18 protein-coding genes and 1 pseudogene are annotated in these 22,390 nt (G+C 36.2%); 6 read left to right on the top strand and 13 right to left on the bottom strand.

The features are described from left to right. The first annotated feature begins 123 nt into the window (after positions 1 to 123). The 6 genes from I6F44_RS00735 to I6F44_RS00710 all read left to right on the top strand — a co-directional run bounded on the left by I6F44_RS00735 (position 124) and on the right by I6F44_RS00710 (position 8,501). Positions 124 to 591, top strand: coding sequence for a hypothetical protein (locus I6F44_RS00735; RefSeq protein ID WP_197173120.1), 468 nt, complete (start codon positions 124 to 126; stop codon positions 589 to 591). Positions 592 to 951: 360 nt separating this feature from the next. Beyond that, complete coding sequence (locus I6F44_RS00730; RefSeq protein WP_197173119.1) at positions 952 to 1,425, top strand: hypothetical protein; 474 nt, start codon at positions 952 to 954, stop codon at positions 1,423 to 1,425. A gap of 13 nt (positions 1,426 to 1,438) precedes the next feature. Further along, positions 1,439 to 3,019, top strand: a complete 1,581-nt coding sequence (locus I6F44_RS00725) for a hypothetical protein (protein ID WP_197173118.1) — start codon at positions 1,439 to 1,441, stop codon at positions 3,017 to 3,019. Then, the gene (locus I6F44_RS00720) at positions 3,012 to 5,807 is read left to right on the top strand and encodes a site-specific integrase (RefSeq protein ID WP_197173117.1); all 2,796 of its coding nucleotides are present in this window, start codon (positions 3,012 to 3,014) and stop codon (positions 5,805 to 5,807) included. Before I6F44_RS00725 ends, I6F44_RS00720 begins: the two co-directional genes overlap by 8 nt. Then, positions 5,804 to 7,081: a hypothetical protein gene (locus tag I6F44_RS00715; protein ID WP_197173116.1), complete on the top strand. Its 1,278-nt coding sequence runs from the start codon at positions 5,804 to 5,806 to the stop codon at positions 7,079 to 7,081. Before I6F44_RS00720 ends, I6F44_RS00715 begins: the two co-directional genes overlap by 4 nt. Before the next feature lie 265 nt (positions 7,082 to 7,346). Further along, positions 7,347 to 8,501, top strand: a complete 1,155-nt coding sequence (locus I6F44_RS00710) for an Arm DNA-binding domain-containing protein (protein WP_197173115.1) — start codon at positions 7,347 to 7,349, stop codon at positions 8,499 to 8,501. A 148-nt stretch (positions 8,502 to 8,649) separates the two neighbouring features. On the opposite strand, the pseudogene glmM reads toward I6F44_RS00710, so the two are convergent. The 13 genes and pseudogenes from glmM to rfbA all read right to left on the bottom strand — a co-directional run bounded on the left by glmM (position 8,650) and on the right by rfbA (position 22,376). After that, positions 8,650 to 10,005: pseudogene (glmM, locus tag I6F44_RS00705) on the bottom strand (phosphoglucosamine mutase). A 383-nt stretch (positions 10,006 to 10,388) separates the two neighbouring features. Further along, positions 10,389 to 11,555 carry a nucleotide sugar dehydrogenase gene (locus I6F44_RS00700; protein ID WP_197173114.1) on the bottom strand — a complete coding sequence of 389 codons (1,167 nt, stop codon included), beginning with the start codon at positions 11,553 to 11,555 and terminating at the stop codon, positions 10,389 to 10,391. A gap of 112 nt (positions 11,556 to 11,667) precedes the next feature. Beyond that, entirely contained in the window at positions 11,668 to 13,614 is a 1,947-nt protein-coding gene (locus I6F44_RS00695) for a polysaccharide biosynthesis protein (RefSeq protein WP_197173113.1), read from the bottom strand. 225 nt (positions 13,615 to 13,839) lie between these two features. After that, on the bottom strand, positions 13,840 to 14,388 hold the full coding sequence (locus tag I6F44_RS00690) for a sugar transferase (RefSeq protein ID WP_197173112.1): 549 nt from the start codon (positions 14,386 to 14,388) through the stop codon (positions 13,840 to 13,842). Between the two features lie 11 nt (positions 14,389 to 14,399). Continuing rightward, complete coding sequence (locus tag I6F44_RS00685) at positions 14,400 to 15,356, bottom strand: UDP-glucose 4-epimerase family protein (protein WP_231612768.1); 957 nt, start codon at positions 15,354 to 15,356, stop codon at positions 14,400 to 14,402. After that, positions 15,346 to 16,113 (bottom strand): glycosyltransferase family 2 protein, encoded by a 768-nt coding sequence (locus I6F44_RS00680; RefSeq protein WP_197173111.1) that lies wholly within the window; start codon positions 16,111 to 16,113, stop codon positions 15,346 to 15,348. The genes I6F44_RS00685 and I6F44_RS00680 overlap by 11 nt, the downstream gene beginning before the upstream one ends. Positions 16,114 to 16,216: 103 nt before the next feature. Further along, positions 16,217 to 17,122 (bottom strand): glycosyltransferase family 2 protein, encoded by a 906-nt coding sequence (locus I6F44_RS00675; protein WP_197173110.1) that lies wholly within the window; start codon positions 17,120 to 17,122, stop codon positions 16,217 to 16,219. Further along, complete coding sequence (locus I6F44_RS00670) at positions 17,115 to 18,242, bottom strand: EpsG family protein (protein ID WP_197173109.1); 1,128 nt, start codon at positions 18,240 to 18,242, stop codon at positions 17,115 to 17,117. The genes I6F44_RS00675 and I6F44_RS00670 overlap by 8 nt, the downstream gene beginning before the upstream one ends. After that, positions 18,242 to 19,063: a glycosyltransferase family 2 protein gene (locus I6F44_RS00665; protein ID WP_197173108.1), complete on the bottom strand. Its 822-nt coding sequence runs from the start codon at positions 19,061 to 19,063 to the stop codon at positions 18,242 to 18,244. Before I6F44_RS00665 ends, I6F44_RS00670 begins: the two co-directional genes overlap by 1 nt. Positions 19,064 to 19,084: 21 nt before the next feature. Continuing rightward, positions 19,085 to 19,936, bottom strand: coding sequence for a hypothetical protein (locus I6F44_RS00660; RefSeq protein ID WP_197173107.1), 852 nt, complete (start codon positions 19,934 to 19,936; stop codon positions 19,085 to 19,087). Between the two features lie 127 nt (positions 19,937 to 20,063). Further along, a complete protein-coding gene (rfbC, locus tag I6F44_RS00655) occupies positions 20,064 to 20,615 on the bottom strand; it encodes a dTDP-4-dehydrorhamnose 3,5-epimerase (protein WP_197173106.1) in 552 nt (183 codons plus the stop codon). Positions 20,616 to 20,628: 13 nt separating this feature from the next. Beyond that, a complete protein-coding gene (gene rfbD, locus I6F44_RS00650; protein WP_197173105.1) occupies positions 20,629 to 21,504 on the bottom strand; it encodes a dTDP-4-dehydrorhamnose reductase in 876 nt (291 codons plus the stop codon). A gap of 2 nt (positions 21,505 to 21,506) precedes the next feature. Next, positions 21,507 to 22,376 (bottom strand): glucose-1-phosphate thymidylyltransferase RfbA, encoded by an 870-nt coding sequence (gene rfbA / locus I6F44_RS00645; RefSeq protein ID WP_197173104.1) that lies wholly within the window; start codon positions 22,374 to 22,376, stop codon positions 21,507 to 21,509. Positions 22,377 to 22,390: the final 14 nt, after the last annotated feature.

Raw genomic sequence — 22,390 nt, 5'->3', positions numbered from 1 at the left:
AAATCTCTCAATTGGTTTATACCATCAAAAATTTAGGGGCTGGAAGGATAAAATAAAAACACCCAATGCTCTTCTAGAGCGCTACAATAAGGTTTATATAATGGGCTTATATAGGGGATTAAAATGACGTGTAAATATGAAAGGTTTTTTATCGACGTTCTAAATTTAAAAAGCGTAAACGAGGCACCAACAAAACAACATGAAATTTATTTTAATGAGATAAATAAATTTACAAAACACTTATTAATACTTACACCGCAACAAGTCATAGACTACCTATCACTAGACAAACTATACACTCAGAGTGATCTTGAGCTTATGGAAGAAAATAAAATCCTTTTTTCTGTCACACAAACAAGCGAAAAATCCAATCCTGGCTACCCTGCCTTTCAATTCGATGCAGGTGTTGTAAGACCTGTTATAGCCCGTATTTTAAAAATACTCGATGGCGATTATAAAAACTGGGATTTAGCGTTTTGGTTCAATTCCTTCAACTACGATCTAGATATGAGTCTTATCGACGCTTTAGATACAATTCCTCTCGAGCAAATATTAAAAGAAGTCGATAAAGAAAAGAACCCGTATCAATAGGATTACCAATACAGCTACGCTTTTTTAGCCGTTGAGTCATTTTAGATCACTATTTCTCTATGTTCGTGTCTAAAATAAGGTTACAAGTCACGTTTTCTCGCAGCCACTGCTTATAATTATTATGACCTCTTTTAGAGTAACCCCTATTGCTAATTAATACGCTCAATCCATTAAGCCTTAATTTTTACCTTTCGAATTTTCCCTTGCACCATTTAAAAGCAACTATCACTTAATATTTAAGCTATTTAAAATAAATGTACCAAAAATAGACAGCGTATAAATCAACAATATAATCAAAAAGTATAGAAAACTTCCTGAAGCTACATCAAATGTGATGAGCTTAAAAAAAAGGTGAATACTATGCTATATAAACAGAAATCAATTCCATTATTCAAAGCGAAGTTAAAGGCGGACCCATTACTTAATAAGCTTATAGAAAATGATGTACTAAAATTAAGTCCCTCACTGTGTATTAATAAGTTACCAATTCAAGAAATACAGACATTATTAGATTTACATCCACTGCCAGTGAGCCAAACTGCTAATGATGATACCTACTTCGCACTCGCGCCCATTGGAGTGCTTGAACGCTTTAAAGCTCATCCATTACACACCGAGCTTAACTTAAAGTTATTGGTTTATCCAAGTGACGCTGTTGAGCTTGTTTTGAGATCGACCTTACTTTGTGATCCCGCATTTACATATTCTTTAAAAGCAAATTTTAATAAAAATTTACGCAATCGCCTCACATGCTTTGATGTGCAAGGGATCTCGCGCCCTAAAAAATCATTATTGGCAAACTTAGCTAATACGTCGCCTTCAACTTTTAGATAGTACAGGAGTTCCTATGAGTTCATTTGAACATGTGGCAAGAAGCAACCGTTTAAAAAATGCAGGCGGCTGCTATCCAGATGCAGTTGGCCACGCTGTAACATTGGCTATTTTATTAAAAAAATTGGCGAAGGTTGATAAGAAAGAGCGAACGGCAATGAGCATTGTTGCCCTGTTTATATGGCTAACTCAAGATTGGGGGAGTATTGATGATCCCAGAGATATACCTGACTTTATTAAAATTTCAGGCTCAACACCTTGCCAAGAGCACGCTTTTAGAACCTATTTTGATGGTACGGAATCTTGGGCTGAGTATGCAAGGCGATGTAAAGACAAAAATAATACAGTGTACTTATGGCAGCCACTTCCGCCTCATCTGAATAAATTTTTTCAAAGCTTTATTGCGGCTCAAAGTTACGATACCCCCTTTTTAACAGAAAAAGAAAAAATAACATTATTCGAGTTGATGCATGCGACATGGAAAACGCCACGGGCTTTAGCCGCAGAGCCTCGAGTCAGAAAAAATAGCTTTTTTCGTTACTTTACTCAATGTGTCCAAATAGATAATACTCTTGGTTCTATCACTACAGTACAGCTCATTGAAGCTCAGCAAGCACACCACAAGAGTGCAATGCACTATCAAACGCTTGATAGTGATCGTATTCGTTATAAAATATTTGAGGCACAAGATCGCTACCTATCTCGCCTTATTGATGCAACACGTCGAGCCAAATTATACAGCTATTATCACCTGTTTCAAAAAGACCACTCAGTAAACCTTATAGACTCCCCCACCAAAAAAGCGGAATACTTGTTATCGCAGCAAGGCAGTATAAGTCAGTTTCAACTTGATAACACAAACCACAGTCGCGATAAAGTCTGTAGCAAAGCAATTAAATTTGGAAGCAGACGCTCGATAGAAGATACCTACGTTAGTGAGTTTTTTTCAAAATTAGATAAATTAGTTAGGCACCCAAACACACTGCCCATACTGAATAACGATATTGTTAAACACTCTCTTATGTATAGATCTGACTTATACGAGTACTATAAAAATGCAACTTATCGTATTGCGTTTTTATTTATTTTGCTTACAGGCGCCAGACCCACCCATAGTATAAGTATACTATCTGACTATTACTCAGGCGGTGATATTACCTTTATTAAAGATAAAGGGCGTTATAGGCAACTCATACTTTGCGACTATTTGCAGAATGAGATCAAACAGTATTTAGTATTCCAATCGGCTGTTCGTATCCAACTTAATTCACACTTCGACATGGATGAATTGTGGTATGAAATTGATATTGGTGGCACTCAAGAAGCACTCACCAGCCGCAAGTTACGCTTATTCATGCATCAACTTTGGCCGAATGTGGTGCCTTATCAATTACGTCACTATTTTTGCTATTGCGCTAATAGTCATACAGCCTCAGAAAAGTTATTTGATCAAGATATTGATCGCCTCATGGGCCATGAAAAGCTAGGTGAGCACCTCGGTAGTGACTTCCTTTCTCCTGCTAAATTTAACGAATTAAAGACCTACCTAAATACACTTCCAAAACGCTTAAAACTAAAGGTAATGACTTATGTGTAAGCAACTAATACCTGATTATGCTGAAACTATTGACACTTTTTTAACTCAGTCCTGGCCTTTAAGTACTTCACGAGATGACATCATCTGGGTGTTACAAAATAGCTCATTTATAGAAAAGCAAGCGCGTACAGTAGGGGCCCAAGACCTTCGACTTATAAAAAAGTTGATCAATACCATACCCACAGGAAAAAAAAGAGCTTATCGGCTTGCACTTGATGGTGTCCTCTTTTACTTAGGGAGTGCATGCCAATGGCAAGTACCCGAGAAAATTGAATCAGCAATAAATGATGCAAATAATAAGTGGTTTGAAGATATCGCAAAAGGATCAGCACAGGCACAGCGCATTTTTTCCCACTACACAGATGAAAAACAACACTTCATTAAAACAAGAACACCGTTAACGCCATGTTTTATGGCCTTGGTGTTAGGATATGACGTTGCTCCATTGTCACTCACACATATCACTGCAATTTTGAATAACCCAGATTCGATTACTAATGAAGCTCCTTACCCTCGCCTTCGCGTTAACCATATAACCTCTGGCTCAGATGAACAACGCGTAACACACTATCACTTACCACTCATGACCTATCGCATACTTAAAGATTATTATGCACAATCGCTTGAGCTAATAAGCACTAAAGCACTCTGTACAAGCTTAACTCAATACTTACACTCACATGGCTTACTCTATACGAATGAATTTTTATGGCCAAAACTTTTTCAGATAAGTTGGTACCTTCGCTTTAAACTTCCCCCCATTTTTATTAAGGATTTGGCTTACCCTGAGCGGCATGTAGGCCTGTCTAACAGCATGACTGCATCAAATATAAAAGAAGCAGATATTTATGCTATCAATTGGAATACCAATTGGTTTGATTCATTAACTAAATTACAAAAAAGAATATACTGGACGCATGAAATTTTACTTAAAGACTCAGAGAACTGGGATTCTGTCGAAACACCTCTTTGGGATGCCAATAATATTCTACCGCGCTTACTGTTTGATTACACAAAACAACTGCTTTTGAATGGGGGAGTTAAAAAATTCCCCCTCGCACTAGGATCTATTAAAAACTACACCTCACTTAAAAGTAAACTTGAGCCCTATCCGCTATGTTACGCAGATGCGATTAGCGAAAATGCAGTTAATACGTGGGCTAAAAAAGTTTATGACTCTATAGATTCTAATAATGTTAAGGCAACTTTTTATAGATTTTTGCGCTTTTTAAGCTACCAAGAGCAAACAGATACGCTTGATTTAGAACTTTTTAGCCCTCCCTTTGTGCCGCCTTCGGTGAGCCCTGCACGCTTAGATGTTGATGAATGTGATCTGCTAATTAAGTCACTTATAGATAACCAAACAAACCACCCTTTGCGTAGTTTATTTTGTGCAATTGCTGCTCTATTGGGCTTTTACGCTATGCTCCGCCGCGGTGAAGTGCTGAGACTACGCCGTAAAGATACTCAGTTTACCGTTAAGTCAGGGCTGTTAACCGTAACTGTTACTAACACCGCTGAAGGAACAACTAAAAGTAAAAAATCTCGAAAGGTATATACCGTCGTCCCTCAGCAATATCGTCCCTTATTTATATACCTTTTTGAGATAAAAAAAGGCTCACCGCGTAATCACCCACTTTTAGGGTTTGAAGGTGAAAAGTACCAGTCACGGCAACTCTATTACCTATTACCTGTGTCACGTGCGTTGCGTTTTTTCTTTGGTACACACCTTAATTTTCACCATCTTCGCCACAGTGGCGTGCATATATTTATGCTGCAAACTCTACATTGTGTGAGTGATACACCTGATGAACAACGTGGACAAACCCCACTTGAGCGTGAAGTCCTATCAAGTGAATCTGTCGCTAGAAGGTTTAATTATTGGCTTGAAGACAGAGAAGTGCGCGAAGTAAATGACGCCGTTTTTTTAGATCAAATGGGCCTACAAATTGGTCACATTCATTATAGCACCACACGTTGGTCGTATTTACACGACATCGATTGGCTACTACCTATTATCAGTCGTGCTCATACATCGTATACACAGCGAAACTATACGCACAGTGAGCTGCGCTATTTATTAGGGCTAAAATCTGACTCTAACGACCTACCTCGTAAATTAATCAAGCTTAGCCGTCATTACGATAAAAATACACTCGATCCAAAACATAATGAACCCATTTTACCATGTGAAAACGATCTTAGAAAAGAGGTGTTCATCAAAGAGGTACAAGCGAACATAACGCGCCCAACCGTTGATCACGCTTCAGCTTGGATGAAATCAGTTAACACCAGCAATAACACATTATTAGGCTTTATTTTAATAAGCATGCACAAAAGTAAAGCATTTGACCTGAGCGCGCTGAGCTTCATTTGGGATAAAGGAAGCCGACACCACGACCTATCAATTACGAAAGAACAATGCACCGCTTTAAAAAACTTACCTCCCTTTGCTCTGTCTAAAGATGGCCAAGCACTGCAAGTAGCGCTTGCCTGTAATAGCAAAAACGCAGATGCATTTTCTACAGTATTTAGGGAGGCAACGTGGAAATGGTTAAATGTTGAGTTTTCGTTGTCAGTGAATAGAAAAACTAACAATGAACAAAAACTAGCACTGCTTAAAAGGGTATTCGCTCAAAAGAACGAAACAATTACGCTTAGTAAACACCCTATCGGCAAAACAAAATTAACGATTTTGCTAAGCCCTAAAACACAACTTCCCCCCAACGTACTCGAATTTACATTGTTATTTATACAATCTATTCAATCTCAAAAGGATAAAACATGAAAATTATCATCTCTCATAGTAACCATGCTCAACTTAAAGAGCTTGCTAGCAAAATCGATACGCGTATTCCACAGAATAAGGTCACCGTTATAGTAAGTAAAAAAGAGCAAAAGATAGTATTTATTGAAGGTAAAAAACCACTGTGCAATCAGTTCAATTTTAAGCTTAGCAATCAATCAACGGGGATAAAGGATAAAAAGTATGCTATTGACGCAAGCTTTGTAAAACAACTTCCCGATTATTTTACGACCAAAGCCGATATAGAATTAAATATACGTACAGATCCCAAGCAAATCCTTTATATGGAACTACAACATATAAATACAAAACATAATGCAGTCGCACTGCGTCGTTGTACATGCAGTGCTGCAGAACCTGAGCATTTAGAATACCTTAAAGATAATAAAAAAATGAAGCCCTCAAAAGTGTCCAAAACGCTTATTACCAAAGTGGTTGAAGAGGCAACAAAAAACCTGCCCTTTGAGCTGCTTGAATTCAGAAAAGATTGCATACGAATACAACGCGATGGTGAAGTAAGGGATAAGCCTTTGCCCGATACTCTAGACCTTACTACACCGCTGATAATTACAGAAAAAATTACTAAGCACCTCGCGGCTTTGTGTGAGACCACAAACAGTAGTGATATAGAAATAGATCAGGTAGGTGAGGTACTCACGTTTAAAACAGACGAGTGCACGGTCACACATTCATTGGCTGGTATTGAAGAATTTCGGGCAAAAACACCTACAAAAATGAAGACCCTACTTCATTTTGTATTAGATTTTTATACATTTAAAGAAGAACTCAGACACTGTTTAAAGGCATATAAAATTATCAAAAAAGAAAACCGTGCAATGCTATACCTCAATAAAGAACAAGCGGCGGTAGCATTTTTTACAGAGCCTTATGAGTTTGTTCTCCCAATTGAAGTATCCGAAATAATCGGTGAAAACACTGAAATAGACTCGGTGTATCACTTCTCACCTAAAGATTTAATTAACATCAAAATTAAAGATTTAGTAGGCGCGAAAACAGCGCAATTCGATATTATACAAGAGGCAGGTAGAAAACTTAAACTGGGCGTGTATTACGCAAAAGATGACATACTGCCATCCCATACCATTTCAATTGAAAGAGATGATAGCCAATATAAAAAAGTAGCATCACTGCTAGCGAGCCTCAATAAAAATGACAAAAATAAAGGGTCTAGTGAGCCAGAAGAACTAATAGAAAAGAATGGTTTTTTTAACAGTGACTTTGAAGATGAGTATTAAAAACAGAAAGTACTGGACAAATAAACAGCAGTCATTATATTTGTTAGTAAGATTAAAAGAATGTGGCATTTTACTACTTATAACACAGTGGTATAAAACACAACCCAGAAATAAAATAAGCAGTTGGGGTAAAGAGGCGGCAACCTCCCTACCCCGTACCGGCTGCGAGCTGTTTAAACCTAACCCAGCCGATGGCTTAATTCTAACGAATTCCATTGGTGAGGGATAGATCTATTTATAGATCGACTAACTAATGGAGGCCATTATGGCTCACATTCGCATTCGTCCAAATGGACGTATTCAATTTGATTTACATCTTTATGGGCAACGCTTTCGTGAAGGCACTAAACTCATGGCTACTCCGGCTAACTTAAAAAAAGCCCATGCTATCCTCAAAAAGATGAATGCAGAAATTGATTTAGAAACATTTCAGTATCGTGATTATTTTCCTGAGAGTAAAAAACTCGCTAAGTTTGAGACACTGCAACGCGCCAAAGATCCCGATCGTCTTTATCCGTTTTTCAATGACTACGCGAATGAATGGTTCGATCGTCAAAAAGCGAAATGGAAAAGCAGTTATCAAAGTGTGATGCGCAATACACTTGATACCTATTTGATACCTGAGTTTGGCAATATACTCGTAAATGATATCAAATTGGCTAATTTAGACTATTTTCGTGAAAGCCTGACGATGATAAAAAAGAATGGTCGACGAAAGCTCACCAATAAGCGCATTAATGGCATTTTATGGCCACTGATTGCTATTTTAAGTTTGGCGGCCGAAGAGCACGACTTTCCTTACACAATGCGTCGCTATAAAACACTTAAAGAAGAACGCGCTGATTCGAACCCGCTAACAGCTGATGAAGTGCAATGCTTTTTAGAGGCTGCACCTATTGAGTGGAAAGATTACTTTAAAGTGCGCTTTTGGACTGGGATGCGTAGCTGTGAGGTTCACGGCCTGCGCTGGGGAGATATAGATTTTAATCACCGACTTATTCGTATTCGCCATAACTGGGTTAATGGTGAGTTGTGCGATGTAAAAACCCCTAAGTCTCGCCGCGAATTAAAAATGTGCGATACGCTTTATACGCTATTCAACCGCTTAAAAGAGCAAACGAGTAGTGACTTTGTATTTACGCATAAAGATAACCCACTCAATAACCACTTTGTGAGTAAACAGTTGTGGTACCCCACACTAAAAAAAGCAGGATTAGCACGTAGGCGCCCTTACGAAACACGCCACACCGCAGCTGTGTTACATATTGCCGCGCACGAAAATCCGTTATATATCTCACATATGCTTGGGCACAGTGATACGCGTTTATTATTTGAGGTTTATGCGCCTTATGTTGCTAATGCGTCAAGGCAGGATGGGTTTGCATTTAATGAAATGATGATTGAACGAGGAATTGCTTAATAGGATTAAGTAGGGATATGTGTACATCTATCCATTAATGCATTTTCTAATAAGAGAATTGGTAATAACGCATAGATGACGCTCAAAACAGAGCGTATCTAGAGATAGCATAGAGAGTGAGTGCACACTCACTCTCTCTAAGTACGTTTTACAATAACGCTTTTATAGCCGCGGCTATATGCTCAGCCTGCGCTTGCGAGGCCACCGAATCTGTAGACTCAACCATAACGCGGATGAGTAGCTCAGTGCCTGATTTTCGTAGTAAAACACGGCCTGTATCTGCCAAAAGTGTTTCAGCTTCTACTACTACTTGCTTCACTGAATCAGTATTTAAAATCTCATTCGCATTATTTTGTGATAAACGCACATTTAAGAGTACTTGAGATAATTTTTGCATACCGGCCACATAGTCTTTTAATGATTGCTTTTGCTTAATTAGCGCAGTTAATACCAGTAAAGAAGCAACAATACCATCACCGGTGGTTGCATAATCAAAGTGTAGAATATGGCCTGAACCTTCACCACCAAGTCTCCACCCCGTATTCTTAAGCTGCTCAACAACATAGCGATCACCTACTTTAGCGCGCTTGAACGGTATATCCATTTCCTTAAGCGCTAGCTCTAACCAGAGGTTAGACATCAGTGTACCAACAACACCACCCTGCATTTTACCTTGCAGCTTCGCGGCCTTAGCTAAAATATAAAGAATTTGGTCACCGTCAATCACAGCGCCACTATCATCAACAAGCATTAGTCTGTCAGCATCACCATCAAGCGCAATACCTAAGTCTGCTTTATGTTCAAGTACAGCGGCTTGAAGGCTATCTAGATGCGTGGCACCACATTGCTCATTTATGTTTAAACCGTTTGGTTTATCGTTAATGCTAATAACATCAGCATCCAGCTCTGCATAAACATTAGGTGCTATATGATACGCCCCCCCATCTGCACTATCGACAACAATTTTTAAACCTTCTAGTGTTAAATCTTTAGCAAATATGCCTTTGCAAAACTCAATGTATCGTCCTGCAGCATCGTTAATGCGTCTTGCTTTACCCAAGTGTTCTGAGCTTACACACTGCATTGCGTTGTTATTTAATGCTTGCTCAAGTGAGGCTTCAATTTCAAGCTCTTGCTCATCGTTCAACTTCGTACCAGAATTATTGAAAAATTTAATACCATCATCGTAATATGGATTATGCGATGTACTAATAACAACACCTTCATCGGCTCTAAAAGTTGATGCTAAATAAGCTACTGCAGGCGTTGGCATTGGGCCAACAAATGCTACATTAACACCCGCAGTAGAAAACCCAGCTTCAATAGCAGACTCAAACATATAACCACTGTTACGTGTATCTTTACCTATTAAAATTTATTTTGTGCCACTCGATGCCAAAACTGTGCCCGCGGCCCAGCCTAACTTCATTGCAAAATCAGGTGTAATAGGAAAAGTACCGACCTTACCTCTTACTCCATCGGTATCAAAATATTTACGTGGCATAATTATTCCCTTATGTATTTAGTTTTTTCAATTTTCTTAAAGCAAAGCTGATTTTCAAATGAAAAAGCGCAGCTTAAAGCTGCGCCTAAATAATTTTTATAATGTACTATCTAACTTAGTAAACTCTAATTAAAAAGATTTAGACGAGCATATTTATAAATTATCGACATTGCAGTTTGTGAAGGAACTTATTTATTCACAATCGTATTTAAGTAATGAACAAATTCAGTACCGAGCTTAGCGTCGTGCGTACCGTATTCTACAATTTCTTTTAGGTAGCCTAGCTTGTCACCGCAATCGTGTGCCAAGGCCAGCAACAGGAATTACAGCTTTCATGAATAGTCATTTATTTGAAATATATACAGAAAATTTTTAGCTATATTTTAATCGTTGCCAAATAAATCTCGTGTATAGACTTTATCTGCTATATCACTAAGCTCTTCAACCATACGATTAGATACTATTACATCAGATATTTTCTTAAACTCATTTAAGTCTTTAATGACACGAGAGTGATAAAACTCTTTTTCTTCAAGCACTGGCTCATAAACGACTACTTCAATACCTTTAGCTTTAACACGCTTCATAATACCTTGAATTGACGAAGCTCTAAAATTATCAGAACCGGCCTTCATTACTAAGCGATAAATACCCACAACTTTAGGGTTGCGTTTTATAATTGAATCCGCAATAAAGTCTTTACGTGTAGTATTCGCGTCAACAATAGCGCCAATAATATTATTAGGCACATCAGCATAATTAGCGCGTAGCTGTTTAGTATCTTTTGGTAAGCAGTAACCGCCATAACCGAACGAAGGGTTATTATAATGCTTACCTATACGAGGGTCTAAACTAACACCTTCTATAATTTGTTTACTGTTTACACCATGCGCTTCAGCGTAGCTATCAAGCTCATTGAAGTAAGCAACACGCATTGCTAAATAAGTATTTGAAAATAACTTAATAGCTTCAGCTTCTGTTGAGTCGGTGAACAGTATTTCAATATCGTCTTTGATTGCGCCTTGCTTTAATAAATTAGCAAATACAATCGCTCTCTCACTCTGTTCGCCCACAACAATACGTGAAGGATACAAGTTATCGTGCAGTGCTTTACCTTCACGTAAGAACTCTGGTGAAAATATTAAATTATCAATACGGAGTCGTTCTTTAATCTCTTTTGTAAAGCCTACAGGAATAGTCGATTTAATTATCATGACAGCGTTTGGATTATGTGCGACTGCATCTTTAATAACAGACTCTACCGAGCTTGTATTAAAATAATTATTTTCTACATCGTAATCAGTTGGCGTGGCTATAATTATAAAGTCGGCGTTGGTATAAGCCACCATCTTATCTGTAGTAGCTGTGAAATTTAAATCACTACGCGTTAAAAAGTCACTAATTTCAATATCAACAATGGGCGAATGCTTATTTTTTAGCAGCTCTATTTTTATCTCATCAATATCAAGCGCTACAACTTCATTATGTTGTGCCAATAACATAGCGTTAGAAAGTCCTACATAACCGGTACCAACCACTGCAATTTTCATTTAATTTCCTATAAATTTAAATTTTCAATAAATACTATTTAATAGTTTTTATAAATTAATATATGCGAATACTACGGCTTAAAACTCAAATAAAATCCTATGTTATTGGTTTCTAATTAAAACTAATAACATTCCCTGAATCGTCTAAAGTATTAACTTTTTTGGCATTCCATACCAAATCGCATATACCGTCTGTTGGATTAAAACCGGTTGGTGCGTCTAACAGCAATTGACGTATTGTTTCGTGATCAAAATTATGACATGCAATATCTAGCGCTTCTATAAACACATTAAGCTCGGCCAAAGGCAACATTAGCTCATTGGCTGTCATTATTCGCTCATGACAGGTCTCGTCAACATTATTGCCAATTAACAGTTCTTCATAGAGCTTTTCACCTGGGCGTAAACCCGTACACTTAATCTCGATATCACCGTGTGGATTAGTATCGCTTTTGACTTCAAACCCAGAAAGACGAACCATTTTAGTCGCCAGATCTTTAATTTTAACTGGATCACCCATATCAAGTACAAATACGTCGCCTCCCTTGCCCATAGCTCCTGCTTGTATAACTAATTGCGCGGCTTCAGGGATCGTCATAAAAAAGCGTGTTATGTCGGGATGTGTTAACGTTATCGGGCCACCTTCTTTTATTTGTCTCCGAAATAGCGGTACTACAGAGCCACTAGAACCCAATACATTACCAAAGCGGACCATACAAAAACGTGTTCTATGTTTAATACCTTGCTCTTGCGCTAAACCTTGCAGAGCTAATTCAGCCATACGCTTAGTTGCGCCCATTACATTCGTTGGACGTACAGCTTTATCCGTTGATATAAGTACAAAAGTTTCTACTTTAGCATTGACCGCTGCTTTTGCTGTGTAATAAGTACCAAACACATTATTACGAACACCTTCTACGACATTATGTTCAACTAATGGAACATGCTTATAAGCTGCTGCGTGATAAACAGTTTGCACACAAAATGTAGTCATTACAGTTTCGATTCGGTTTATTCGCTGTACCGAGCCCATTATAGGCACTAGTTCTATATCTAGATTGTTATTAGTAATGTATTCGCAAAGCTCCTTTTCTATTGAATATAGAGCAAATTCGCTTAGTTCGAATAAAATGAGTTTTATCGGTTTTTGTTTCACTATTTGTCTACACAGTTCGGAGCCAATAGAGCCACCTGCTCCTGTCACCATAACCACTTTACTCTTAATGTTAGCTGACATTAAATCAGCGTTAGGCTCTACTGGATCACGACCTAGTAAATCTTCAACACCTACTTCAGCTATTTCTGCAAGCTTTGCTTTCCCCTCAACTACATCTGCCATGCCGGGTATTGAAAGTACATTAATTGTTAAAGGTTCTAGTTGAGCGAGTATTTCTTTGCGACGTGAGCGAGTTGTGCTTGGGAGTGCTAACAAAACTTTACTTACTTGGCGCTTATTTATTAGCTCGTAAATGTCTTTAAAACATACGACAGGTATACCTTGAACGATTGAGTCGTGTTTAGTTATATCATCGTCTATAAAGGCTCTTACATAATACTCTGGCCCAGCACCCAATGCAGTCGCTAATTGTCGCCCTGCAGAGCCGGCCCCATAGATAATCACAGACTCTTTATTACTTGTCGTCATTCTACCAATCATGGCGCGTACCAATACGCGAGAACCACCTACAGTTAATAAACATAACCAAGCAAATATAAATGGCATAGTACGTGGTATGTCTATACCGATAAAAAAAGCAATTAAAACCAAACACACTGTTGTTATTACCGTGCCAAGTACGATTGCCCAAATAGCCTGCGAGTTCATATATCTAAGCACTGCGCGATATAAACCTAAACTTATAAATGTGTATAAACTCACAGGTATTAACATTGCTAACAAAAGCCAATTATCTAAACGCAGAAGTGGCTCTAAGCTATCAAGCCTTACAATAAGCGCCAACCAAAAAGCCAGCACAATAAATAACGAATCAATACACAATGTAATGATGCGTTTATTGGCACGCGATGCGTTTAAAATAGAGCGAATGAAACTATCCAAGGCACGTTCCTTTGCGGTTTAAGTACAGGATAAACCCTGTATCATACTAGAAATTAACAATGTGGTAATTATAACAAAAAATAGGCTAATGTAATTAGCTTTTAATGGTGTTTATCCGCTGAGCGTATAGAAAGTAATTGCTATGAGAAGGCTAAATTAGGCGATTAAATTGAACTAATAGCTAAGCATAAAGCGCGCTCCATTTACAGATATGAGTAGTAACCTTTATTTGACCCTATCACCACTACCACTACCACTAACCGTCATTAATATATATTTAAAGTAGTTACCTATAGTTAATGTATCAATCATTTCACGGTCTGTTTTAGCAAGTAACTCAGGAGTAGACATATCTATTTCGTTAACTTGAGCTAAACCAGTAATACCTGGGCGAACTATAAATACATTCTTTTTTTCACGTTCTCGAGTTAAATCTGCTTGGTTAAACAAACCTGGGCGAGGGCCAACTAAGCTCATTTCACCTTTAAGTACATTCCAGAGTTGTGGTAATTCGTCTAATTTTGTTTTGCGCATAAAACCACCAAACGGAGTTATAGATGCTGTGCTTGCTAAGTGGCTAGCTACCGATGCAGTATCTACAGTCATGGTTCTAAATTTTACCAAAGTGAATGGTTTTTTATTTCGACCGACTCTCTCTTGCATAAAAATAGGTGAGCCAGTATCAAATAAACCAATGATGTATAAAATTACTAGGAATGGTAAGGCAAACAGCAAACCAAATAGTGAAAACAAAAAGTCAAGTAAACGTATCATTCATAAATCCATTAATTATTTTTTGAAGGTTTATTAGCAGCTAGTTTAAAGCCATGTTCAACTGAATAAGGCGGAGCCCAATCAAGGGTATTTCTTGTATGAGTAATATCTAATTGAAGTGAGCCGGTTAGCCTATCAATTACATCGCTTTTATTGAGTAATTTACCCGCTAACTTAAAACACCAAACAGGCATAGGTACAGCAAAGTTCCTTTTATTTTGCACTTTCGCCATTAATGCTACTATCTCTGCTGTTGACAAGTCATGATCATCACTGGCTAAAAATACTTGATTTGGTGCTTTAGGGTGTTCAATACATACTTTAATTAAATCAACCAAATTATAAACAGATACTAAGCTGCGTTTATTATTTTTAATCGCTCTAAAAGGCAAAGGCAGACCTTTCCCAACAAACCGCATAAGTGATGCAAAGTTTGCTTTCACGCCTTCACCATACACAAGTGGCGAACGGATAATCACAATTTCCATACCTGTTTTTTCGCCCAGTTCAAATAATTGCTGCTCAGCTTCAGCTTTAGAAACACCATAAGGGTCTTCTGGAGCTGCTATATCAAAAGCAGTGTATGGCGGTTTACCTGAAGTACTTTCACCATTTACTTTTATTGAACTTAAAAATATAAAGCGCTTTACACCAGCTTTTGCTGCTTGCTTAGCTAAATTAAGTGTTCCCTGAGTGTTTACTACCCTAAATTCGTATAGAGAATCATTAGCTGTGTCATCCATAATATGGACTCTGGCGGCACAGTGAATTACTACATCAACATGCTCTACTGCATCGTTATAAAGTGAACTTTCGTCCAAATTATACTTGAAAACAGTTCCGTAACTTGATTGTTTACGTCCAAGTAAATGCAATTGACATTTGCTGTTTTGTAGCTGCTCTACTAAGTAATTACCAACAAAACCTGAATAACCTGTGAGCATTAATTTATGGGTGCTAGTGTCCATTGTGGCTCTGCATTTTTAAAAATTTAAACAAACTATTTAAATACCAACGAAAATGCCTAGAAAAAATACTTCTATTTTTATACTCACCCTTATGAACTGCTTTAACATTTTTCAAAAACCTAAGCTTAATGCCTTTTTGGTTTAACCTATAACAAAGATCTACATCTTCATAATACATAAAGTATTTTTCATCGAAGCCAGCTACAGATTCAAATGCTGCGAAGGTAACACACAAAAAAGCACCTGATGCCCACTCAACAACATCAAGATCAGTGAGGTCATTTTTATCGTAAGGTTTATTTATAGGCTGTAGTTTAAAAGGATTAAATAAATCGAGGTAGCTAGCAAATTTACGTATTGAGTTTTCTGTTGTTTTAAATTCAGAATCTTTAAACAAATTCGGAGCAAAAAACTGGCCTGACTGGAGCTTTAATTGATCTATGAGTTTGTTAAACTCAAATAATGACATTTCAACATCAGGATTTAAAATAATAAACCAGTCACCTTTACTTACTTCGAGGTTTTCTAAAGCAAAATTAGCAATGAAATTATTATTTTCACCAAACCCCATATTGTCATTAGTTGTAATGTAAGTATACCCTACCTCATCAGCATACAATTTTAGCCTATAGTCTTTAATGTTATCTTTAATAACAACACTTACATTATCCAACTGAGCGATTTCAACTAAGGCCAAATTGCTATGAATATAGCCCAAATGACCATGTGAAACTATTCCAACAATGATTTTTGCCATAAAACTCTCGCGGTAAAACTTCAAATAAGCAAATAAAAATACGATTACTATAATAATTAGATATCGTATTAAAAACTAACTACCTATGTAATGATTACGAAGGCTATTGCTTAAAAGCACGAGAGCATTTACCTTTTTTGGATACAACACCATCATACACACCTAAAAATAAAGCTTTAAGCTTTTCTTTTCTGTTACTTTCGAATAAGAGAACACCTAAAAATTCATAAACATTTCTTAAAAAAAGAAGCCACACAAGAGCCGGAAAATCTCTTCCCCAAAGATTAATCATAAATATACCATTTCGTACAGCATAATACCTTCTCGTAGGGTTATGATTATTAGGCTTAAATTTCACCCCCAGGAAAGTTCTTAACTGCCTAGCACCTATAGAATGATTAAACACCACTTCAGGATTTATGAGAATTTTGAAATTATGATGTTTCATGCGTATACAGAATTCAGAATCTACGTGGTCAATGAAAAAACTTTCATCCATCAAACCTACCTTTTTGAAAACGTCTAAAGAATATAATGTTCCAGAAGTTATCGCAAAGGTTGTATATGTAGGCTTACTCAAAAATTCACCCATAATATTTTTAATAGTAAATTTACTCAGTATAGTGTAATTTCCATAAGTCTTAGAGTTAACATCATAGTACCTAGGGGCAACACAACATTCATTATTATCGATAATAAACTTTGATTGATTAGCTACAAACCCATCAGGCAAAGAAGAATCCTGATCAAACAAGAAAACAAAACCACCGTTTTTTTCAAGAAGGTCCACGATACCTAAATTCAATGCACCAGCTATACCATTCTTATTTTTATTACTCAGAACACTTATATTATTTAAACTATCCAAACATTCAAAACCCTTTAAGCCCTCCGAATTATCAACAATAATTAAATGGCTTAATTCACTAGCCATCATCTTAATGTTTTCAAAATGTTCTACTGTCGGCTCAAATGTAACTACTATACCGTAAAACTTATGATTACCCATTAAATCCCTCAATTAATAACATTGCTTGTTTAGTATTCCATAAAAAAACGAAAGAAAACACCATAGAAATCACAATAGACAAAGTTAATTTCACATTTAAATTAAACATTTTAAGGCTTGAAAATAATAAAATTAAAATTGAATATTGAATATAAAAATTCATCAAATACAAATATCTAAATGAATAAGCCTGTTGAGCAAATAAAAAATAAATAGCTAGAATATAAGAGCACAACAAAAAGAATACCCTATCATTGGGAACAACTCTTGTTTTGAAATACATGAGGTTCAATATAATAAGAGGAGCCAATAGTTGTAACTTACCTAGTAAATTAAGATTATTTATGGACCCCTTATCCAACTCAGAATAGACAGACAATGCATTGATAACTTTGCGAAAAACAAAGTTGGAATTAAGAAATGAGACATTTCTTATAATATTTACAAATGAGGAAACTAGATCAACTCCTAGCAGACATAATACGAACAGAAATATATTTAATAAAAGGATTACTTTTAAAGCTTTATCACTATTCCTAAAAAAAATCGCTAACAAAAACGCTAACAACAATATGGCAATAGAATAATGAACCAAAATAGCTAAAGCTGAAAGTAGTAAAAAAAACAAAAAGCTCTTCTTATTTTTATCAACTAAAAAAAATGTTGCAGCAAAAAAAAACAATGATAAACCCAACCCTTGTCGTATAGCATTTATATATAAATCAAAAGTAGCAAAAGAAGTAAATACAAACAAAATAAAAAGCGGAAGTTTAACATTATCACTATTATGAGTTAATTTTAGAGCTCCAAGAAAAAAGAATAAAGCAGAAGCAAATGTAGCAGAAAATAGAAAAACGGATCCATCAGTAGTGAAAAAGCGAACTAATTTAATAAATATTGAGAATCCAGGTTCAATAAATACATCGTCTATACTATTAAATACATGAAAGTAATATGCAGTGTCACTTCCAACCGTCTCCCCTCTCATTCCATAAAATAAAACAAAAAACAGAGTTACATATACAGCTAAAAATTTACATATATATTTATTGTTGTACCCGTTTATTAAAAGAGGAATAAAAAGATATGGGGTCAATAGGGCAAAAATAGTATTAACCATTATTTTAAACGACTCAATATAATTTCTTTCAATAATATTTTAAACTCAATTTTACTTTTCGCTCTAATCAAATCACTAAGAGTGATAGCTTTTGAATTATCAGCAAGCTTAACACCTAAACCACCACGTAACAGTTTATAAATATGTAGATTCTCTTTAACAAAAACTTTATATGCTTCCCTTGACTTCTGGTTATTACTAATTCTGTCTATTTGATCATGGTACATCATATAAGTGCACCAGTTAAATCTTTTAGCCGTCCCATACCTATGAGATAGGCGTAACCAACAGTCCCAATCTTGTAAGCGTTTTAACTTTAAATTAAAGCCACCAACTTCCCTTAACCGCTCAGATAAAGTAAACACCTGATTTGAAGCCAAGTTTTCAAATAGCAAATTTTCGCATGAAAATAAAATGTCTTTTTCCATATAATGTGCATCTTCTCTATCTTTGAATGAATCGATAAAGTTATCACAAATAAATGCATATTTATCATCCCAATTACTGACAAACAACTGAATTCTATCCTCTTTAAACTCATCGTCGTCATCTAAACCAGTTATAAACACACCTCTAGCCAATTCTAAAGCTCTGTTTCTCGCATGGTTAGCTCCCATTGGGATTTCATTTCTTACATATCTAATATTACTAAATTCAGATGTAAGTGACTCGACTATTTCAGGGGTATTATCCTGAGAGCCATCATCAGAAATAATTATTTCAATATTTTTATATGTTTGGTTTAAAACAGAGTTTACAGCTGTAATTAAACGCCTTCCACGATTATGTGTTGTTATATATACAGTAACTAACGGTGGCATTGCTTATCCTTTAGTTAAAAATCATAATGCTTTATAGTGCTTACCGGTTATGTAAGCTCTAAATAGGAATAGTATTGAAAATACTCTTTTTTTACTAAGGAGTATACATTTTAAAACATGTAGCGTAATACGAGCTAAAATATACAATGCTCGCGGGAATGAATAATAATACCGAAGTGTCATTCCAAAGTCATAGCTACGCTCTTTTTGTCTGAACTTAGTCACCCTTTCACTTTCAGTTTCTAAACGAGATAATGAATGCTCAAAGCCAACTATTATTCTTATACTAGCAACAAGTCTGCTCAGTGTAAGGCGGTGACAAAATGTAGTATCTACACCATACAAATAAAATCGCTCATCGAAAACTGAATTAAAGCTTCTTAGTAGCTCATGCACTACACCTTTACCCACTACAAGGCCGCTTCCTATGGTAATGACTTTATCATTGGCTGTAATATTTTGACCTTTACTATAAACAATTGAATTTATAACGGGGTTTTTAACTTTGCCACCAGAGCTAATCATTGGCATTGAAACTACAGAGGCTGCACTACGACAAGCAGCTTTTATATAATTAGCATTTAATGTCGAATCATCGTCTAAAAAAATATATTTTTCAGCTTGGTTGTTGTTTATAAAAAAATTATATATCACAGCTAATGACTCGTTATGTAACGTTTCTTCTATTTGTACTTTATAACCTAAGTTAGTTAAAAATGAAACATCACAACTTGTTAATTCGTTGGGTCCATTATTCCATATAACTAACTTTGCATTACTAAATTGAGTACCTGACGAAATTAATGAAGATAGCGTCGTACTATCACTAATCTCTTTATTGTAAAGCAGAACTATAATAGCGGTATCAAACAAAACACACTCTTTTTTAAACTTAAATACCTGAATTTCACAATTTAAATTAAAAATTACAAATAGTTAATTACATAAAACCAGATAGGAGCTAATAATTTTATTTGCAACACTTTATGTTCAAAAGTTTTCAGATTGTTAAAGGGTTTATAGCAGCAAGTGCTAATCCATTTTTATCTTTCTCTGATAATAGAGGTTCTTCTTTACATGGCCAATCTATTGAGATGTCTTCATCATTCCATGCAAGTGAGACTTCAGAACTTGGATGATAATAATTAGTGCATTTATAAACAAACTCTGCAGTTTCACTAGTCACATAGAAACCATGAGCGAAACCTTCTGGAACCCATAGCTGTCGTTTGTTCTCAGCAGATAAATATACTCCAACCCATTGCCCGTAAGTTTCAGAGTTTTTCCGTATATCTACAGCCACATCAAATACTTCACCAGAAGTCACACGTACTAATTTGCCTTGTGTGTTTTCAGTTTGATAATGCAAGCCTCGTAAAATACCTTGCTTAGATTTTGAATGGTTATCCTGAACAAACTGTATTGGCTTTTTAGCTACTAACTCTTCGAACTTTTGTTGACTCCATGTTTCCATAAAAAAACCACGTTCATCACCAAAAACTGCTGGTTCAATTATTTTTACATCTTGAATTTTGGTGTCTATTACTTTCATGCTTACAACCTATTTATTGATACTGCTGAATATTATTTAATGCGCATTGCCAATCACTTGGAGCGATACTAAAGTCAGTAGTTATTTTTGAACAATCTAACTTTGAATTAGCTGGACGCTTTGCAGGTGTTGGATAATCGGCAGTTGTGATTGCGTTAACCATAATTGGCGCAGTAATTAAACTCTGCTTCAGTGCACTTTCAAAAATACATTTTGCGAATTCTTGCCAATTAACATGTGGATAGCCAGAGTAGTTATAGATACCGAATTTAGCACTCCCTTGTTCAATATGCTGTGCCATTTTAATTATTGCCTTAGCAATATCACCTGCGTATGTAGGGCCGCCAAACTGGTCACTAACTACACCTAGTGTATCGCGTGTTTTGGCTAAACGTAGCATAGTTTTTACAAAGTTATTACCAAACTCACTAAATACCCATGCTGTACGTAAAATAATATGGGCAGAACACTCATTAATAACGGCCTGCTCCCCTGCTAGTTTAGTCTGCCCGTAGACCCCTTGAGGATTTACTTCGTCAACTTCATTATACAAGCCTAACTTATCACCAGAAAAAACGTAATCAGTTGATATATGGATAATAGTTGCATTAACAGCCGTAGCTGCTTTAGCCAAATTTTTAGGGCCTAAGCAATTAATAGCAAATGCTGACTCATAATCTGATTCAGCATTATCTACCGCAGTATAAGCCGCAGCATTAATTATGATACTAGGTTTGTGTTCATTAACTATCTTATAAACTTCTTCTGCATTAGTTATATCAAGCTGATCACGACTTAATGCCAGGAAACTAATAGTTGACATATTTTGCAGTTGAGATACCAAGCAATTACCAACTTGACCATTTTTACCGGTAATAAGTACTTTCATTATTAGGCCTCAGTAACTAGACGAGTTAAATATTGACCATATTCGTTTTTCATCATTGGCTTAGCAATTTTAAGTAGCTGCTCTGAACTTAACCAGTTATTGCGCCACGCAATCTCTTCTAAACAGGCCACTTTTAACCCTTGTACATTCTCTATTGTTTGTACAAATGATGATGCTTCATGAAGGCTTTCATGTGTACCTGTATCAAGCCAGGCAAAACCACGGCCCAGTAGTTCAACATTTAAGGTTCCATCATTTAGATACATTTCATTAAGTGTAGTGATTTCAAGCTCACCACGGTGTGAAGGTTTAACTTGCTTTGCAAGTTTAACAACTCGATTATCATAAAAATATAGACCAGTAACCGCATAGTTTGATTTAGGTTTAGTAGGCTTTTCTTCAATTGAAATTGCTTTCATATTCTCATCAAACTCAACGACCCCAAAACGCTCAGGATCTTTAACTTGGTAGCCAAAAACAGTTGCCCCCACATCTCTCGAGGCTGCACTTTTTAAAATTTTACTGAATGATTGACCATAGTAAATATTATCACCAAGCACTAAGCATACATTATCGTCACCGATGAAATCTTCACCTATAATAAATGCTTGAGCCAAACCATCTGGCGAGGGTTGTATCGCGTAACTTAAATTAATACCGTAATCAGCACCATCACCTAATAATCGCTTAAAGCTTTCGTTATCTTCAGGTGTAGTAATGATTAGTATATCTCTTATACCCGCTAACATTAATGTAGAAAGTGGATAATAAACCATCGGCTTATCATATACAGGTAGTAGTTGCTTTGATACACCGCGAGTAAGGGGATAAAGGCGAGTACCTGAACCTCCAGCTAATATAATTCCTTTCATAAAATACTCCTTAA

Source organism: Pseudoalteromonas sp. NZS11_1 (assembly GCF_015864275.1).
GTDB lineage: Bacteria > Pseudomonadota > Gammaproteobacteria > Enterobacterales > Alteromonadaceae > Pseudoalteromonas > Pseudoalteromonas arctica.
The sequence above is the reverse complement of the archived record's forward strand: the minus strand, read 5'-3'. Positions and strand labels throughout refer to the sequence as shown.

What these genes read in the sequence shown, in the direction of transcription:
- I6F44_RS00735 (WP_197173120.1), top strand. Translation starts at nt 124, where the DNA reads ATGACGTGTAAATATGAAAGGTTTTTTATCGACGTTCTAAATTTAAAA.
- I6F44_RS00730 (WP_197173119.1), top strand. Translation starts at nt 952, where the DNA reads ATGCTATATAAACAGAAATCAATTCCATTATTCAAAGCGAAGTTAAAG.
- I6F44_RS00725 (WP_197173118.1), top strand. Translation starts at nt 1,439, where the DNA reads ATGAGTTCATTTGAACATGTGGCAAGAAGCAACCGTTTAAAAAATGCA.
- I6F44_RS00720 (WP_197173117.1), top strand. Translation starts at nt 3,012, where the DNA reads ATGTGTAAGCAACTAATACCTGATTATGCTGAAACTATTGACACTTTT.
- I6F44_RS00715 (WP_197173116.1), top strand. Translation starts at nt 5,804, where the DNA reads ATGAAAATTATCATCTCTCATAGTAACCATGCTCAACTTAAAGAGCTT.
- I6F44_RS00710 (WP_197173115.1), top strand. Translation starts at nt 7,347, where the DNA reads ATGGCTCACATTCGCATTCGTCCAAATGGACGTATTCAATTTGATTTA.
- I6F44_RS00700 (WP_197173114.1), bottom strand. Translation starts at nt 11,555, where the DNA reads ATGAAAATTGCAGTGGTTGGTACCGGTTATGTAGGACTTTCTAACGCT.
- I6F44_RS00690 (WP_197173112.1), bottom strand. Translation starts at nt 14,388, where the DNA reads ATGATACGTTTACTTGACTTTTTGTTTTCACTATTTGGTTTGCTGTTT.
- I6F44_RS00685 (WP_231612768.1), bottom strand. Translation starts at nt 15,356, where the DNA reads ATGGACACTAGCACCCATAAATTAATGCTCACAGGTTATTCAGGTTTT.
- I6F44_RS00680 (WP_197173111.1), bottom strand. Translation starts at nt 16,113, where the DNA reads ATGGCAAAAATCATTGTTGGAATAGTTTCACATGGTCATTTGGGCTAT.
- I6F44_RS00675 (WP_197173110.1), bottom strand. Translation starts at nt 17,122, where the DNA reads ATGGGTAATCATAAGTTTTACGGTATAGTAGTTACATTTGAGCCGACA.
- I6F44_RS00670 (WP_197173109.1), bottom strand. Translation starts at nt 18,242, where the DNA reads ATGGTTAATACTATTTTTGCCCTATTGACCCCATATCTTTTTATTCCT.
- I6F44_RS00665 (WP_197173108.1), bottom strand. Translation starts at nt 19,063, where the DNA reads ATGCCACCGTTAGTTACTGTATATATAACAACACATAATCGTGGAAGG.
- rfbC (WP_197173106.1), bottom strand. Translation starts at nt 20,615, where the DNA reads ATGAAAGTAATAGACACCAAAATTCAAGATGTAAAAATAATTGAACCA.
- rfbD (WP_197173105.1), bottom strand. Translation starts at nt 21,504, where the DNA reads ATGAAAGTACTTATTACCGGTAAAAATGGTCAAGTTGGTAATTGCTTG.
- rfbA (WP_197173104.1), bottom strand. Translation starts at nt 22,376, where the DNA reads ATGAAAGGAATTATATTAGCTGGAGGTTCAGGTACTCGCCTTTATCCC.